Annotated in this window: 15 protein-coding genes; 10 read left to right on the forward strand and 5 right to left on the reverse strand. The window is 71.1% G+C overall.

Features of this window, described 5'->3' with window-relative positions; all coding sequences use genetic code 11:
• The first annotated feature begins 75 nt into the window (after positions 1–75).
• The 5 genes from AB0H81_RS17540 to AB0H81_RS17560 are packed head-to-tail and all read left to right on the forward strand — an operon-like array spanning position 76 to position 4,104.
• Positions 76–441, forward strand: coding sequence for a DUF3499 domain-containing protein (locus tag AB0H81_RS17540; protein WP_175587591.1), 366 nt, complete (start codon positions 76–78; stop codon positions 439–441).
• A 40-nt stretch (positions 442–481) separates the two neighbouring features.
• Positions 482–1,846 carry a phosphomannomutase/phosphoglucomutase gene (locus AB0H81_RS17545; protein WP_358375467.1) on the forward strand — a complete coding sequence of 455 codons (1,365 nt, stop codon included), beginning with the start codon at positions 482–484 and terminating at the stop codon, positions 1,844–1,846.
• Positions 1,843–2,022 (forward strand): Trm112 family protein, encoded by a 180-nt coding sequence (locus AB0H81_RS17550; protein ID WP_358375469.1) that lies wholly within the window; start codon positions 1,843–1,845, stop codon positions 2,020–2,022. The genes AB0H81_RS17545 and AB0H81_RS17550 overlap by 4 nt, the downstream gene beginning before the upstream one ends.
• On the forward strand, positions 2,019–3,125 hold the full coding sequence (locus AB0H81_RS17555) for a bifunctional phosphoglucose/phosphomannose isomerase (protein WP_358375471.1): 1,107 nt from the start codon (positions 2,019–2,021) through the stop codon (positions 3,123–3,125). Before AB0H81_RS17550 ends, AB0H81_RS17555 begins: the two co-directional genes overlap by 4 nt.
• 52 nt (positions 3,126–3,177) lie before the next feature.
• Entirely contained in the window at positions 3,178–4,104 is a 927-nt protein-coding gene (locus AB0H81_RS17560) for a cation diffusion facilitator family transporter (protein ID WP_358375473.1), read from the forward strand.
• Between the two features lie 44 nt (positions 4,105–4,148).
• Here AB0H81_RS17560 and AB0H81_RS17565 read toward each other — a convergent pair whose 3' ends face one another.
• Positions 4,149–5,870 carry a phosphatidylglycerol lysyltransferase domain-containing protein gene (locus AB0H81_RS17565; RefSeq protein WP_358375475.1) on the reverse strand — a complete coding sequence of 574 codons (1,722 nt, stop codon included), beginning with the start codon at positions 5,868–5,870 and terminating at the stop codon, positions 4,149–4,151.
• Between the two features lie 103 nt (positions 5,871–5,973).
• Between AB0H81_RS17565 and AB0H81_RS17570 the strand changes: the two genes are divergently transcribed.
• A complete protein-coding gene (locus AB0H81_RS17570) occupies positions 5,974–7,062 on the forward strand; it encodes an alpha/beta hydrolase-fold protein (RefSeq protein ID WP_358375477.1) in 1,089 nt (362 codons plus the stop codon).
• Positions 7,063–7,092: 30 nt separating this feature from the next.
• Here AB0H81_RS17570 and AB0H81_RS17575 read toward each other — a convergent pair whose 3' ends face one another.
• Positions 7,093–7,635 carry a GerMN domain-containing protein gene (locus AB0H81_RS17575; protein WP_358375479.1) on the reverse strand — a complete coding sequence of 181 codons (543 nt, stop codon included), beginning with the start codon at positions 7,633–7,635 and terminating at the stop codon, positions 7,093–7,095.
• On the reverse strand, positions 7,632–7,991 hold the full coding sequence (locus AB0H81_RS17580; protein ID WP_358375481.1) for a MerR family DNA-binding transcriptional regulator: 360 nt from the start codon (positions 7,989–7,991) through the stop codon (positions 7,632–7,634). Before AB0H81_RS17580 ends, AB0H81_RS17575 begins: the two co-directional genes overlap by 4 nt.
• Before the next feature lie 100 nt (positions 7,992–8,091).
• On the opposite strand from AB0H81_RS17580, the gene ahcY reads away from it, so the two are divergent.
• Complete coding sequence (ahcY, locus tag AB0H81_RS17585) at positions 8,092–9,519, forward strand: adenosylhomocysteinase (RefSeq protein WP_358375483.1); 1,428 nt, start codon at positions 8,092–8,094, stop codon at positions 9,517–9,519.
• Between the two features lie 196 nt (positions 9,520–9,715).
• Positions 9,716–10,951, forward strand: a complete 1,236-nt coding sequence (locus tag AB0H81_RS17590) for an adenosylhomocysteinase (RefSeq protein WP_358375484.1) — start codon at positions 9,716–9,718, stop codon at positions 10,949–10,951.
• Positions 10,952–10,997: 46 nt separating this feature from the next.
• On the opposite strand, the gene AB0H81_RS17595 is transcribed toward AB0H81_RS17590, so the two are convergent.
• Complete coding sequence (locus tag AB0H81_RS17595; RefSeq protein ID WP_358375486.1) at positions 10,998–11,630, reverse strand: DUF305 domain-containing protein; 633 nt, start codon at positions 11,628–11,630, stop codon at positions 10,998–11,000.
• A gap of 175 nt (positions 11,631–11,805) precedes the next feature.
• Here AB0H81_RS17595 and AB0H81_RS17600 point away from each other — a divergent pair, with 175 nt between their 5' ends.
• Positions 11,806–13,194 carry a hypothetical protein gene (locus AB0H81_RS17600; protein WP_358375488.1) on the forward strand — a complete coding sequence of 463 codons (1,389 nt, stop codon included), beginning with the start codon at positions 11,806–11,808 and terminating at the stop codon, positions 13,192–13,194.
• A 213-nt stretch (positions 13,195–13,407) separates the two neighbouring features.
• Positions 13,408–14,748, forward strand: coding sequence for a hypothetical protein (locus AB0H81_RS17605; RefSeq protein ID WP_358375490.1), 1,341 nt, complete (start codon positions 13,408–13,410; stop codon positions 14,746–14,748).
• 60 nt (positions 14,749–14,808) lie between these two features.
• Here AB0H81_RS17605 and AB0H81_RS17610 read toward each other — a convergent pair whose 3' ends face one another.
• Positions 14,809–15,819, reverse strand: coding sequence for an RDD family protein (locus AB0H81_RS17610; protein ID WP_358375492.1), 1,011 nt, complete (start codon positions 15,817–15,819; stop codon positions 14,809–14,811).
• Between the last annotated feature and the right edge of the window lie 8 nt (positions 15,820–15,827).

A 15,827-nucleotide genomic window follows, 5' to 3' on the forward strand; every position in this document is an offset into this window, starting at 1 on the left:
CCGAATTGTGGCGACACGCTCGTTAAGAGCGCTCAGATAGTGGCGCCCCGCCCCCTTACCGGATACGGTCCCTCCGTGAGCCCCGTCCGCCGCTGTTCCCGCACCGCTTGCAGCCAGCCTGCCGTCTTCACGCTCACGTACGTATACGCCGACTCGACCGCTGTTCTCGGCCCCCTGGCGACGTACGCGGAGCCACACTGCTACGACCTGTGCGCCGAACACGCCGAGCGGCTGACCGCTCCCCGTGGCTGGGAGGTGGTGCGCCTGCCGACGGACGGCGCCTCGCCCAGCTCCGACGACCTGGAGGCGCTGGCCAACGCCGTGCGCGAGGCCGCCCGGCCCACCCCCGGCGGCGGCGAGCCGGTCGGCCAGGGTGTCGAGGTCGGCCGCCGCGGGCATCTGCGGGTTCTTCGTTCCGCCCAGCAGCACCGTGACCGGTAGGCTCGTCCAGACGTAGCAGACCTAGGGGCGGAGCTGGAGAGTGGGCGATCTCGCCAAGATCTTCAAAGCTTACGACGTACGCGGAGTGGTGCCCGACGAGCTGGACGAGCCGGCGGCGGAAGCCGTGGGGGCGGCGTTCGCGGAGGTGACCGGGGCGGAGTCGGCCGTGGTCGCCCATGACATGCGCGACTCGTCCGTGCCGTTGAGCGCGGCGTTCGTGCGGGGCGCGCGCTCGCGCGGCGTGGACGTGGTCTACGCCGGGCTCGGGTCCACCGACCTGCTGTACTACGCCAGCGGCAGCCTCGGGCTGCCCGGCGTGATGTTCACCGCCAGCCACAACCCGGCCCGCTACAACGGCATGAAGATGTGCCGCGCGGGCGCGGTGCCGATCGGCGGCGACACGGGCCTGACCGAGATCCGCGACCGGGCCGCCGAGCTGCTGGCCGCGGGCGGCGCGCTCGCCGGCGGCGGCCCGGCCGGGGCGCTGATCGAGAAGGACCTGCTCCAGGGCTACGCGGGCCACCTGCGCACCCTCGTCGACCTGTCCGGGATCCGGCCGCTCAAGGTGGTCGTCGACGCGGGCAACGGCATGGGCGGCCACACGGTGCCCGCCGTCCTCGACGGCCTGCCGATCGAGACGGTGCCCCTCTACTTCGAGCTCGACGGCACCTTCCCCAACCACGAGGCCAACCCCCTGGAGCCGGCCAACCTGCGCGACCTGCAGCGCGCGGTCGTCGACAGCGGCGCAGACCTCGGCCTGGCCTTCGACGGCGACGCCGACCGCTGCTGGGTCGTGGACGAGCGGGGCGAGTCCGTCTCCCCGTCGGCGGTGACCGCGCTGGTCGCCACCCGCGAGCTGGCCAAGCACCCCGGCGCCGTGATCATCCACAACCTCATCACGTCCCTCGGTGTCCCCGAGATCGTCCGCGAGCAGGGCGGGCGGCCGGTGCGCACCCGCGTGGGCCACTCGTTCATCAAGGCCGAGATGGCGCGCACCGGCGCGGTCTTCGGCGGCGAGCACTCCGCCCACTACTACTTCCGCGACTTCTGGTACGCCGACTCCGGCATGCTGGCCGCGCTGCACGTGCTCGCCGCGCTCGGCGAGCAGGACCGGCCGCTGTCCGAGGTGGTCGGGGCCTACTCCCGCTACCACGCCTCCGGCGAGATCAACAGCACGGTCGCCGACCAGGGCGCCGCGCTGCTCCGGGTACGCGAGGAGTTCGCGGGCAGGGGCGAGTTCGACGAGCTCGACGGGCTGACCGTCACCGGGTCCGGCTGGTGGTTCAACCTGCGCGCGTCCAACACCGAGCCGCTGCTCAGGCTCAACGCCGAGGCGGCCGACGAGACCACGATGAAGGCGGTCACCGACGAGGTGCTCGCCGTCGTAAGAAGGGTGTCCGAGTGAAGATCGACGACTGGCTGCTGGAGATCCTGGCCTGCCCGGCGTGCAAGTCCGCCCTGCGCCCCGAGGGCGGGGCCGGCGACGAGGCCGGGGAGCTCGCCTGCACCGGATGCGGCCTGGTCTACCCGGTGCGCGACGACATCCCGGTGCTCCTCGTCGACGAGGCCAGGAAGCCGTGAACTGGGAGCCCGCCCGGCTCGACGACCAGCAGCACCTGACCGACGGCGACCCGGGCGGCATGCTGCTCGCGGTCGCCGCGTCCGCGGCCCAGGTGCGCACCGGGTATCGCGTCGCCGTCGAGGCGGGTCTGCCCGGCCTGGCCGGGCAGTCCCGGCCGCGCGCCGTCGTGGTCGTGGGCATGGGCGGCTCGGCCATCGCGGGCGACATCCTCGCCGCCGTGTGCGGCCGGGGCGTCCCGCTGCCGATCGTCACCGTGCGCTCCTACCAGCTCCCGGGCTGGGTGGGCGCCGCTGACCTGGTGATCGCCGTCTCCTGCTCGGGCCGTACCGAGGAGACGCTGTCCGCGGCCACGGAGGCCGTGCGGCGCGGCTGCCAGCTGCTCGCGGTGGGCAGCGCGGGATCGCCGCTGGAGGCGATCGCCCGGCAGGCGTCCGCGCCGTTCGTGCCGGTGCCCGCGGCCGGCCAGCCGCGCGCGAACGTCTGGCTGCTGACCGTCCCGCTGATCGTGGCCGCGGCCTCGCTCGGCCTGGTCACGGCCGAGGCGGCGCTGTTCGAGGAGGTGGCCAAGACACTGGAGGACATCGCCCACCGGTGCCGGCCCTCCAGCGAGTCGTTCATCAACCCGGGCAAGACGCTGGCCATGGAGCTGGCCGAGAGCGTGCCGATGATCTGGGGCACCTCCCCGCTCGCCGCGGTCGCCGGCTACCGGCTGGCCTGCCAGCTCAACGAGAACGCGAAGTACCCCGCGGTCTTCGGCGAGCTGCCCGAGGCCAACCACAACCAGGTCGTGGCCTTCGACGGCCCGTTCGCCCAGCGCGACATCTTCGCCGACGAGCCGGGCCGCGGGCTGCGCCTGGTGCTGGTGCGCGACACCGAGGAGCATCCCCAGGTGACGCGCCGCCGCGAGGCGTCGGCGCGGCTGGCCCACGAGCGCGACGTGCCGGTCAGCGAGCTGGCCGCCGAGGGGGAGCATCCGCTGGTCCGGATGGCCTCGCTCATCGGGCTCGCCGACTACGCGAGTGTCTACCTCGCCCTCGGGTACGGCATCGACCCGACCCCGGTGTCGGCCATCACGGAGCTGAAGGCCAGGATTGCGGAATAGGATCCCCTTTCCGGGGCAATGAGTACATGATCTTTACGAGTGGAGCAGACCGGTGAGCGCGAGCGGCGGTACGAAAGCAATCATCGCGGCCCTGATGGCCAACCTGGCCATCGCCGCGTCGAAGTTCGTGGCCGCGTTCTTCACCGGCTCGTCGTCGATGCTGGCCGAGGGCATCCACTCGGTTGCCGACTCGGGCAACCAGTTGCTGCTGCTGATCGGCGGCAAGCGGGCGCGGCGCGGGCAGACCCGGGAGCACCCGTTCGGCTACGGCCGCGAGCGCTACTTCTACGCGTTCGTGGTGGCCGTGGTGCTGTTCACGATCGGCGCGGTGTTCTCCCTGTACGAGGGCATCCACAAGCTCTCCTCCGATGAGGGGGTGGAGTCGCCCATCTGGGCGTTCGCCGTGCTGATCTTCGCGATCATCGCGGAGGGCTTCTCGTTCCGCACGGCCATCCGTGAGGCGGCCCCGCTGCGCGGGCAGCAGTCGTGGTTCTCGTTCATCCGCCGCTCCAAGTCGCCCGAGCTGCCGGTCATCCTGCTGGAGGACCTCGGCGCGCTGCTCGGCCTGATCTTCGCGCTGTTCGGCGTCGCGATGGCGGTCATCACCGGCAACCCCGTCTGGGACGCCATCGGCACGATCATGATCGGCCTGCTGCTCGCGGTGATCGCGGTCATCCTGGCGGTCGAGACGAAGTCGCTGCTGCTGGGCGAGAGCGCCACCCCGGAGATGGAGCGCCAGATCTGCGCCGCGCTGGAGGCCGCCGACGAGGTCGAGCGGGTGATCCACATGCGGACCCTGCACCTCGGGCCGGAGGAGCTGCTGGTGGCGGCCAAGATCGCGGTCGCGCACAACGACACCGCCTCGGAGGTCGCGCGGGGCATCGACGAGGCCGAACGGCGCATCCGCGAGGCCGTGCCGATCGCCCGGGTCATCTACCTGGAGCCCGACCTCGACCGCTCCCGCACCACCACCGCCTGATCCCGCGGGCCCCCATCAGGGGCCGGTGGGGCGGGCGCCGGGGGTCAGGCGAGCGGCGCCGCCTCGTTCCCGACCAGGCGCGGGCTCCCGCGCCTGAGACGCGGCCGGCCGAGGGTGATGAACGCCTCGGCCTGCAGCGCCGACACGCCGATGCGCGGCAGGTCACGGGCGTGGGGATAGACGACGAAGCGCGGCTCCCAGATCGGGCGGAACTTCGCGTTGAACCGGTAGAGCGACTCGATCTGGAACCACTGCGACAGGAAGAGCAGCAGGCCGCGCCAGGCCCGCAGCACCGGCCCGGCGCCGAGCCGCTCGCCGCGCGCCAGGGCCGCCCGGAACATCGCGAAGTTGAGCGAGACCTGGGCGACGCCCATCGCGGGCGCCGCCTGCAAGGTCTTGACGATCAGCAGCTCGTTGAGGCCGGGATCGGCGTCGCGGTCACGGCGCATCAGGTCGAGCGAGATGCCGCGCGGTCCCCACGGGACGAAGTGCAGCACGGCCCTGATCTCGCCGTCCTTGTGCGCGGTGACCACGACGCAGCGGCCGTCGGCGGGGTCGCCGAAGCGGCCGAGCGCCATCGAGAACCCGCGCTCGGTCTCCGCGCCGCGCCAGGAGGCGGAGGCCGCCCTGATCCGTTCCTTCTCGTCCTCCGTGAGGTCGCCCACCCTGCGCACCAGGCAGGTGTAACCCGCCCGTTCTGTCCGGTTGGCCATCTGGCGGACGTTGCGCATCGCCCGTCCCTCCAGGGTGAAGTCGGCGACCTCCACCACCGCCTCGTCCCCGATCTCCAGCGCCGACAACCCGGCCTCGCGCGTCCACACCTCGCCGCCCGTCTCGCCGCAGCCGATCACGGCCGGCACCCAGGCGTGCCTCCTCGCCTCGGTCATGAAGACCCTGATCGCCGCCGGCCACGCCTCCCGGTCGCCGATCGGGTCGCCGCTGGCCAGCATGACGCCGGAGACCACCCGGTAGGCGATCGCCGCCTTGCCGGAGGGGGAGAAGACCACGCTCTTGTCGCGGCGGAGCGCGAAGTAGCCGAGCGAGTCGCGGGCGCCGTGCCGGTCGAGCAGCTCGCGCAGGCGGCTCTCGTCCTGGTCCGTCAGCTCGGCGACCGGGCGTTCGGGGCGCAGGGCCAGGTAGACCGTGGTGACGGCGGTCAGGGTGCCGAGCGCGAGCAGGGAGAAGTAGACCAGGTCGCCCACGCGCGGTGCGGTGAAGGTGACGGGGCCCTCGATGCCGACCAGGCCGAGGACCACGTGTTCGAGCCGGTCGAGGATGCCGGGATGGTCCGCGACGGCCCGGGGGCGCATGCTGACGATCACGTAGCCGAGGACGAGGTCGAGGGCGCCGAACACGAGCAGGTTCCCCAGCGCCCGCCACCTGCTGCGCGGGTCGGACAGCGCGTAGAACTCGCGGCGGTTCGCGAGCAGCGCCACGAGGAAGAGCAGGCTGATGGCCGCTGTGACGGGACGGGAATGGACGAGGGAGAGGATCGCGCTGACCGGGAGCAGCGCCACGACCGCCCGCCAGGCGCGCACCTTCCTGCGGCGAAGGGCGTGCGCGAGCATGACGAGCAGGATGCCCACCACGAGGGAGGTCGCCCTGGCGACGGTCGTCACGATCCCGGGCAGCGCCTCCGACCACGCGGTCATCCCGCTGTGGCCCAGGCGGGGGGCCACGGCCTTGACCATGTCGAGGAGCCCGACCATCAGCGCCGCGTAGCCCGCGACGGCGGGCACCCAGGGATGCGAGATCTGCTTCACCATTCGGATTCAACGCCGCCGGTGATAATCCCCCCGTTAACCACGGTCTTACGGCGTGGCGGGTAAGCCTGTGGAAGTGGGACTCACTTCGCTTCCGCTCCAGCTTATGACGGCCGCGCTGGCGATCGGCGCGCTGGTCGCCACCGTGTGGATGTGGCCCCGGCTGGCCGGACGACCGGCCGGACGGCGCTGGACCGCCGTGCTGGCGCGGGCTGGGGTGCTGGCGGGCAACCAGGTCCTGACCCTTGCGGCGCTCGGGCTGCTGGTCAACAACTACTTCGGCTTCTACGGCTCGTGGGACGACCTGCTCGGCACCGACGCCGGCACGGCGGCCATCACGATCGCCGGGAAGGGCCTCCAGGTGCTGGACAGCCACGCGGTGCGCGGCGGGCGGATCGAGCAGGTCGTCATGCCCGGCCCCACCACGCACCTCAGCGAGCAGGCGTACGTGTTCCTGCCCTCGGCCTACCTCAAGGACCACCGGCGGCGCTTCCCCGCGATCCTCGCGCTGACCGGCTACCCGGGTGACCCGCGCAACCTGATGACCAGGCTCGACCTGCCCGGACGGCTCGCGACCGCCATCAGCCGCCACCAGGTGCCCCCCGCGGTCCTCGTGATGATGCGGCCCAGCGTGGTGCTGCCGCGCGACACGGAGTGCGTGGACGTCCCGGGCGGGCCCCAGGTCCAGAAGTTCTTCGCCGACGACGTGCGGCGGGACATGACGACCGCGTACCGGGTGGCGCCGGGCAGGGAGTACTGGGGGATCCTCGGGGGCTCGACCGGCGGGTACTGCGCGCTCAAGCTCGCCATGACGCACCCGCGGGCGTTCTCGGCGGCGGTGTCGCTGTCGGGCTACTACCGGACGATCATCGACGGCACCACGGGCGACCTGTTCGGCGGGCAGCAGGCGGTCGAGCACGACAACGACCTGATGTGGCGGCTGGCCAAGCTGCCCGCGCCCCCGGTCAACGTGCTCGTCACCAGCAGCAGGAAGGGGGAGAGCGACTACCGCTCGACCCTCGCCTTCCTGGCCGCGGTCAAGCCGCCCATGCAGGCGTCGTCGCTGATCCTGCCCAGCGGCGGCCACAACTTCAACACCTGGAACAGGGAACTGCCGCAGGCCCTGCCGTGGCTGGCCCAGCAGCTCCACGCCCCCAGCGGCGAAGCCCCGGCCGCCACCGGCACCCCCGGGTGACCTGCCCGAAGCTGCCGCGGCGGGGAAGTCCTACTCGTGCCCGGTCAGGCAGGACCTGCCGTTCCCGCTCTGGTCGAACAGGCAGCGGCCCTTCTTGTCGAGGCTGATCACCTTGCGCACGCCGTCGAACTGCTTGAGCGTCCTGTCGATCGTGCGCAGGGCCCGGGCGTCGCTGCCGATGCCGTCGCCCACGACGGTGCGGCAGAAGCGCAGCGTCGCGAGGCCCTTCTTGATGGCGACGGTGAAGTCGGCGCCGCAGACGGACCGGCCGCGCAGCTTGCCCGTCAGCTCCGAGTGCAGCCCGCGCCGCCGCTCGGCCTTGGTGGGGCCGGCGATCAGCTGCTGGACGGCGAACCTGGCCACCCCCTGGTCCGGCGCCTTACGGGTCACGGCCACCACCTTGCCGGGGATGCCGTGTCCCTTGGAGAAGTAGACCTTGACCTCGCGGGGCTTGCCGGCCGCCTGGCCGGCCTGGGCGGCCTGGACCGCGGAGTCCGGGGCGTGCGCCGCCGGGAAGCCCGCCGCCTGCGCCGGGGAGAACGCGAGCACGGTGGCCACTAGGAGCTCTTTCATGATTTCTTAGACGTATGCGCGGGGGCGCTGGTTCGAAGCAGTCGCAGCGCCTTCTCCTTCTCGAAGTCGAGCGCGCGGCGCGGGACCGGGATCCGTCCGATCCGTATGCCGAGGTCGCGCACGGCCGCGGCGACGGCGGGCTCGCTGAGCACCCGCAGCGCGAAGGCCAGCTCGGCGGGGGAGACGTCGAAGCGTTTCTCCAGCTCGACGCCCTGGGCCACGGCCGCGAGCTCCTCCGGCCCGAACCGCCGGTGGGCGCCCTGCTCGCGTACCGGGGGCAGCAGGCCGAGCGCCTCCCGGTAGCGCAGCATCCGAGGGGACATGCCGAGCCGCCGTGCGGCCTCCGTGATACGCATCCTTACATTCTTACGTCAGTTTCGGTGGTGCCGAGATGCGACCTCGCCGGGAAGACGCCTAGACTCGTCGGCGACACCGTCCCGATGCGAGGGGAATCAGATGGACTTCAAGGTCGCCGACCTTTCACTTGCCGACTTCGGCCGCAAGGAGATCAGGCTCGCCGAGCACGAGATGCCCGGGCTCATGGCGATCCGTAAGGAGTACGCGGCCGCGCAGCCCCTCCGCGGTGCGAAGATCATGGGCTCCCTGCACATGACGATCCAGACCGCCGTCCTCATCGAGACGCTGGTCGCGCTCGGCGCCGAGGTGCGCTGGGTGAGCTGCAACATCTTCTCCACGCAGGACCACGCCGCCGCCGCGGTCGTCGTCGGCCCCGACGGCACGGTCGACGACCCCAAGGGCGTGCCGGTCTTCGCCTGGAAGGGCGAGACGCTGGAGGAGTACTGGTGGTGCACCGAGCAGGCGCTCACCTGGCCTGACGGCGACGCGCCGAACATGATCCTCGACGACGGCGGCGACGCCACCCTGCTCGTCCACAAGGGCGCCGAGTACGAGAAGGCCGGCGCCGTCCCCGCCGCCACCGCCGAGGACCCGGAGGAGTGGCACGTCATCATCGACCTGCTCACCCGCACGGTCGGCGACGACAAGCGCTGGACCAGGATCGCCGAGAGCATCAAGGGCGTCACCGAGGAGACCACCACCGGCGTCCACCGCCTGTACGAGATGCACAAGAACGGCCAGCTGCTGTTCCCCGCGATCAACGTCAACGACGCGGTCACCAAGTCGAAGTTCGACAACAAGTACGGCTGCCGCCACTCCGTCATCGACGGCCTCAACCGCGCCACCGACGTGCTCATCGGCGGCAAGGTGGCCGTGGTCTGCGGCTACGGCGACGTCGGCAAGGGCTGCGCCGACGCGCTGCGCGGCCAAGGCGCCCGCGTCATCGTCACCGAGATCGACCCGATCTGCGCCCTGCAGGCCGCCATGGACGGCTTCCAGGTCACCACGCTGGAGGAGGTCGTCGGCATCGCCGACATCTTCGTCAGCGCCACGGGCAACTTCAACATCATCACCGCCGAGCACATGGCGAAGATGAAGCACCAGGCGATCGTCTCCAACATCGGCCACTTCGACAACGAGATCGACATGGCCGGCCTCGCCAAGCTGCCGGGCATCGAGAAGCGCAACATCAAGCCGCAGGTCGACGAGTGGGTCTTCGCCGACGGCCACTCGATCATCGTGCTGGCCGAGGGCCGCCTGATGAACCTCGGCTGCGCCACCGGCCACCCGAGCTTCGTGATGTCCAACTCGTTCACCAACCAGGTGATCGCGCAGATCGAGCTGTTCACCAAGACCAGCGAGTACCCGATCGGCGTCTACACGCTGCCCAAGCACCTGGACGAGAAGGTCGCCCGCCTCCACCTCGACGCCCTCGGCGTCAAGCTCACCGAGCTCACCAAGGAGCAGGCCGCCTACATCGGCGTCCACGTCGAGGGCCCCTACAAGCCCGACCACTACCGGTACTGATCTTCTTGGTGAGTGCCGGGGCTCCGGAGGGTCTCTCCCTCCGGGGCCGCTGCTCAGATCTCTTCGTTCTACGGCAGGCCGGCTTACCCGCACGCGCCGACGTCCCTTCCGTCTGTCATGGCCGGTCGTGAGGGCCCACGGGTAGCTCGCCGTGACGACGCGTGTTCTTGGCCGTCCTCTTCGCTCAAAGGCAGGCATGGATCTCTCGGACAGTGGTGAGCGGCAGATCTCCTGGGCCGCTCGGTCGATGCCGGTGTTGACGGCGATCGGGGAGCGGTTCGGCGCCGAACGGCCGCTGGACGGGTTGAAGATCGCCGCGTGCCTGCACGTCACCGCCGAGACCGCGGTGCTCATGGGCGCCCTCGGCGCGGGAGGCGCCGAGATCGCGCTGGCCGCCTCCAACCCGCTGTCCACGCAGGACGACGTGGCCGAGGCGCTGCGCGGCTACGGCATCGCGGTCCACGCGCGGGCCGGCGTGGACCGGGCCACCTACTACCGGCACATCCACCAGGCCCTCGACCTCGGCCCCGACCTGGTGCTCGACGACGGCTGCGACCTGGTCAACATCCTGCACACCGAGCGTACCGACCTGCTCGGCGGGGTGAGCGGCGGGTGCGAGGAGACGACCACGGGGATCATCCGGCTGCGGCAGATGGCCTCGGAGGGCGCGCTGCGGTTCCCCGTCGTGGCGGTGAACGACACGCGGACGAAGCGGATGTTCGACAACCGCTACGGCACGGGGCAGTCCACGCTGGACGGCATCATGCGGGCCACCAACACCATGCTCGCGGGGCGCACCGTGGTGGTGGCGGGGTTCGGGTTCTGCGGGCGGGGCGTGGCCGAGCGGGCCAAGGGGTTCGGCGCGCGGGTGGTGGTGACCGAGATCGACGCGGTCAAGGCGCTCGACGCCATCCTGCAGGGCTACGAGGTGCGGCCCATGATGGAGGCCGCCGCGGCCGGTGACCTGTTCATCACCGTGACGGGCAACCGCGACGTGATCCGGGCCGAGCACCTGGCCGTCATGAAGGACGGCGCCATCCTGGCCAACGCCGGGCACTTCGACGTGGAGATCGACGTGCGGGCGCTGGACGAGATGGCCGTCGAGGTCCACCGCGGCGTACGGCCCAACACCGACGAGTACGTCCTGCCCGACGGCCGGCGGCTGCTGCTGCTGGCGGAGGGGCGGCTGGTGAACCTGACGGCCGCGGAGGGGCATCCGGCGGCGGTCATGGACATGTCGTTCTCGGCGCAGGCCCTGGCGGTGGCCTGGCTCACCGGGGAGCGCTCCGGGCTCGCGCCCGGGGTCTACGACGTGCCCGAGTCGATCGACCAGGAGGTGGCCCGGCTCAAGCTGGCGGCCACGGGCATCGGCATCGACGCGCTCACGGAGGAGCAGGAGTCGTACCTCCACTCCTGGCGCGCCGGCTCCTGACGCCAGGGCCCCGACCCTCCACTGGCGGCGTGCCGGTGGTGGGGGGTCAGCGGATGGCGGACATGCGGCGGATCTCGGCGGACTGGCTGACCGAGATGTCCTCCGCGATCTCCTGGACCCGCTGGTGCGAGCCCTTCGTCAGGACCTCGGCCGACATCGTGAGCGCCCCCTTGTGGTGGGCGGTCATGAGCTGGACGAACAGGCGGTCGAAGGCGGCTCCCTTGGCCGCTTTCAGGGCCTCCATCTGCTCGGGCGTGGCCATCCCCGGCATGCCCTGGTGCGCGGCGTGGTGGTCGGGCACCTGCTGCCCCTCCGCCTTCAGCCAGTCCGTCATCATCGCGATCTCGGGCCCCTGCACGTCGTTGATGCGGCCGGCCAGCCGCTTGACCGTGTCGCTCTCGGCCCGGGAACCGGCCAGCAGGCTCATGTCCAGCGCCTGGCGATGATGAATGATCATGTTCTGCATGAAGCGGACGTCGGCCGCGTTGGCCCGCTGGGGCGGCACGGCGGTGGCCGCCTCGCTCGGCGACAGCGTGCGGGCCTCCTCGCCCGGCTTCCCGGGAGCGAGGACGGGCGCCGTGTCGGTCACCGTGGGGGCCGGGGGAGCGGCCGCGGGGGCGTCCGTGCAGCCGGTGACCAGCAGGAAGGCGCAGGCGCCGACGATGAGTGCGCTGCGCACCCGACCTCCTTGACCGCGGGTAGTTGCGACGTTGCACTGTAGACGGTACGGCAACGCCCCGTAAATACGGCAAGTGAGCAAATTTCTTGACATAGTGCCCGCTAGGCGACAGATGACAAGACGCGTCAGAATTTTGTCATTTATATAGGCTTTATCCTCCGAGAGGAGCCTCCGAGTGCTCACCCTGCGAAGGAGTCTCGTCGCCGCGGCGGCGGCCGTCGCCTTAGGCGCGATGGCGCTGCCCGCCTCGGCCGCGGACATCCCTCCGGCTGACACCGTGGTGACCAGCCCGAACGTCTCCCACGTGCTCAACATCCCGAAGCCGGCGCCCATCGCCGGCACCATCAACACCGACATCGCGTTCCAGGGCGGTTACGCGTACGTCGGCAACTACGGCGGGTTCTCCGTCTACGACGTCCGGGACCCGAAGCAGGCCAAGCCGGTCAGCTCCGTCGTCTGCCCCGGCGGCCAGATGGACGTCAGCGTCTACGGCAACCTGCTCTTCGGGGCCGTGGACAGCTCGCGCAGTGACGACTCCTGCAACAGCACCGGGCTGTCGGCCGACCACAAGGAGGCCTGGGAAGGCGTCCGCATCTTCGACATCAGCGACAAGGCCGCTCCGAAGTACATCAAGTCGATCGAGACGAACTGCGGCTCCCACACCCTGACGCTCGTGCCGGGCAAGGGCCGTGACCGCCACCGCAACGTCTACGTGTACGTCTCGTCGTACAGCCCGGCGGCGAACTTCCCCGACTGCCAGCCGCCGCACGACAAGATCTCCATCATCAAGGTGCCGCTGGACAACCCGACCGCCGCGGCGGTCGCGGCGACGCCGGTCGTCTTCCCCGACGGCGGCAACGAGACCCAGCCGGGCCTGCTCGTGCCCACCAGCGGCTGCCACGACATCACCGCGTACGCGGAGAAGGACATCGCGGCGGGCGCCTGCATGGGTGACGGCGTGCTGTTCGACATCTCGGACCGGCTGAACCCGAAGGTCACCGCCCGGGTCACCGACCCGAACTTCGCCTTCTGGCACTCGGCGACGTTCAGCAACGACGCCCGTAAGGTCGTCTTCACCGACGAGCTCGGCGGCGGCGGCGCGGCCACCTGCAACGAGGCCACCGGCCCGAACCGGGGCGCCGACGCCATCTACGACATCACGCGGCGCGGGCTCGTCTTCAAGAGCTACTTCAAGATCCCGCGCTACCAGGCCGAGAGCGAGAACTGCGTCGCCCACAACGGCTCGCTGATCCCGGTCAAGGGCAAGGACATCATGGTCCAGGCGTGGTACATGGGCGGCGTCTCGATCTGGGACTTCACCGACTCCAGCAAGCCCAGGGAGATCGGCTACTTCGAGCGCGGCCCGCGCGCCGACGGCAGCGGCGGCGGCGTCTGGTCGGCGTACTACTACAACGGTCACATCTACGCGGCGGACTTCCACCAGGGGCTCGACGTCATCAAGATCAACGACCCGCTCGTCAGGGGCGCCGAGCGCGTCCGCACGGACCGCCTCAACGTCCAGACCCAGGAGTCCTACCGGGGAGGTGGCTGGGGCCACGACTGATCTGTCTCCCGGGTACGGCCGGCTCCTGACGGGCCGCCGTACCGGCTGACCTCACCGACGTGACCGTCCGGTCGTACCGGCCGGTCCCGCGCGCGGGGCCGGCCCGCCTCCTCCGCGGGCCGGCCCTCGCCATGTCCGAACACCGATGCACCGCAGAAGATGATTTTTCCTGCGATAGTGGGGCTGACTTCATCCCCGACCAGGAGGTCCTCTGTGGCGTCCAGAATCGGCCGCGTCCTCGTGCTGACGGGAGCGGTGCTGGGGCTCGTGACATCCCCGGCCCAGGCCCGCGACGACGGCGCCAAGACGAGCCCGAACATCACGCACGTGGCCAACATCCCCAAGCAGGGGCCCTTCACCGCGTCCGACGCCTTCAGCACGGACCTGGCCTTCCAGGGGCGCTACGCCTACCAGGGCAACTACTACGGCTTCACCGTCTACGACATCAAGAACCCGGCCAAGCCGGCCGTCGTGAGCCGCGTCACCTGCCCCGGCGGCCAGAACGACGTGTCGGTCCACGGCGACCTGCTGTTCCTGTCGGTGGACGACCCGGTCAAGGGCGACTCGTGCCGCGGGGCGGCGCCGACGTCTCCGGCCTTCAAGTCCGCGTGGGAGGGCATCCGGATCTTCGACATCTCCGACAAGGCCCGCCCGAAGTACATCAAGTCCATCAGAACCGACTGCGGCTCCCACACCAACACCCTCGTGCCCGACAAGAAGGGCAAGGCGGTCTACCTGTACGTGTCCTCGTACGGGCCCCAGAACGACTTCCCCCACTGCAAGCCGCCCCACGACGGCATCTCGGTCGTCAAGGTGCCGCTGAAGCGTCCGAAGGACGCCAAGGTCGTCTCCAAGCCCGTGCTCTTCCCCGACGGCGGCAACGAGACGCAGCAGACGCTTCTCGTGCCCACCAGCGGCTGCCACGACATCACGGTCTTCCCCAGGAAGAACCTCGCCGCGGGCGCCTGCATGGGCGACGGCGTGCTCATGGACATCTCCGACCGCGAGCACCCGAAGGTCACCGCGCGGGTGACCGACGACAACTTCGCGTTCTGGCACTCGGCCACGTTCAACGCCACCGGTGACAAGGTCGTCTTCACCGACGAGCTCGGCGGCGGCCTCGGTGCCACCTGCACCCAGGCCGTCGGCCCGCAGCGCGGCGCTGACGCCATCTACACCGTCGAGAGCGGCCGGCTCGTCAAGCAGGGGTACTACAAGATCCCGCGCCACCAGGGCGCCGGCGAGAACTGCGTCGCCCACAACGGCTCGCTGATCCCGGCCAAGGGCCGCGACATCATGGTCCAGGCGTGGTACCAGGGCGGCGTGTCGGTCTTCGACTTCACCGACGCGGCCAAGCCTCAGGAGATCGCCTACTTCGACCGGGGCGCGCTCTCGCCGCGCGACTTCGGCGGCTCGTGGTCGGCGTACTACTACAACGGCTACATCTACAGCAGCGACATCCAGAAGGGTCTGGACGTGCTGCGCATCACCGACCCGCGTACGGCCTCGGCGGCCGGGAAGCGGCTGAAGGTGCTCAACCCGCAGACACAGTAGGGCGCCCCGTGCCGAGGGAGGGCGCCCACCTCGCACGAGGGCGCTCTCCCCGGCGGGCGGTCACTGCGGTGGGGCGAACCCGCCGGGCGTGTGCTGCGGGCCCTCGGAAGGCGGCTCAGGCGTGAAGGGCGGCGGAGGCGGGAAGCCCTGCGGGGCCGGGACAGCCTGCGGGCCCGGAAAAGCCTGCGGGGCCGGAAAAGCCTGTGGAGGCGCGGGCGGCTGCGGGCCCGTCATGGGCCGTGGAGGCGCGGCGGGCGGGCCGGAGTACGCGGCCGCCGGCGGCGCCTGAGCCACGGGCCCGGCCGCCTGGCGGCCCCAAGGCCCCGCCGCGCGGGCCAGCCGGATCTCCTCGCGCCGCCGCCGCTCGGCCAGCACGGCGCTCAGGTACGCGTGCGGCGGCACCCCCGCCGGAGCCGCGGGCGAGACGTACGCCGCCACCTGCGTCGCGATGCGCACCCCCATCTCGTGCCGTACGGCGGGCGCGAGGTCGTGCCAGCGCAGGAGGTACTGCCGGGCGGCCGTCGCCGCCCCCTCGGGGAGCTGCGACAGCTCCAGCGTCGCCGCCCACGCCGCCAGCGGCGGCGGCATCACGATGAGGTGGCCGAGGTCGCGCGGCGCCCGCTCCGCGATCACGATCGTGCCGGCGAAGACATCGCCCAGCCGCTTGCCCCGCTGCGAGACCAGCGAGGAGATCAGCGCCGGAGCCCCGGTGAACGCCCAGATCTCCAGCATGCCCGCCAGCCCGCGGAACAGCGCCTGCCGGAACCGCTCGGGCCCGCCGTCGTCGCCCACGACCCGAAGGCCCAGCGCCAGCTTGCCGAGGCTGCGCCCCCGGGTGGCCGTCTCGAAGATCACCGGATAGCCGACCAGCACGAGCACCATGAACACGATCATGACCGCGGCGAGCAGCGCCGGGTCGCTGACGATCGCGAACGCCTGCACCACGACGAGCGCGCCGACCAGCAGCGTCACCTGGACCACCATGTCGATGGCGAGCGCCAGCGCGCGGGACGGGAGCTGCGCCACCCGCACCTCGACGACGACGGCGTCCCCGGTCACGACCTCAGACATATGTGGAG

Source organism: Nonomuraea sp. NPDC050691 (assembly GCF_040654455.1).
GTDB lineage: Bacteria > Actinomycetota > Actinomycetes > Streptosporangiales > Streptosporangiaceae > Nonomuraea.

What these genes read in the sequence shown, in the direction of transcription:
- AB0H81_RS17570 (WP_358375477.1), top strand. Translation starts at nt 5,974, where the DNA reads ATGACGGCCGCGCTGGCGATCGGCGCGCTGGTCGCCACCGTGTGGATG.
- ahcY (WP_358375483.1), top strand. Translation starts at nt 8,092, where the DNA reads ATGGACTTCAAGGTCGCCGACCTTTCACTTGCCGACTTCGGCCGCAAG.
- AB0H81_RS17580 (WP_358375481.1), bottom strand. Translation starts at nt 7,991, where the DNA reads ATGCGTATCACGGAGGCCGCACGGCGGCTCGGCATGTCCCCTCGGATG.
- AB0H81_RS17610 (WP_358375492.1), bottom strand. Translation starts at nt 15,819, where the DNA reads ATGTCTGAGGTCGTGACCGGGGACGCCGTCGTCGTCGAGGTGCGGGTG.
- AB0H81_RS17590 (WP_358375484.1), top strand. Translation starts at nt 9,716, where the DNA reads ATGGATCTCTCGGACAGTGGTGAGCGGCAGATCTCCTGGGCCGCTCGG.
- AB0H81_RS17575 (WP_358375479.1), bottom strand. Translation starts at nt 7,635, where the DNA reads ATGAAAGAGCTCCTAGTGGCCACCGTGCTCGCGTTCTCCCCGGCGCAG.
- AB0H81_RS17565 (WP_358375475.1), bottom strand. Translation starts at nt 5,870, where the DNA reads ATGGTGAAGCAGATCTCGCATCCCTGGGTGCCCGCCGTCGCGGGCTAC.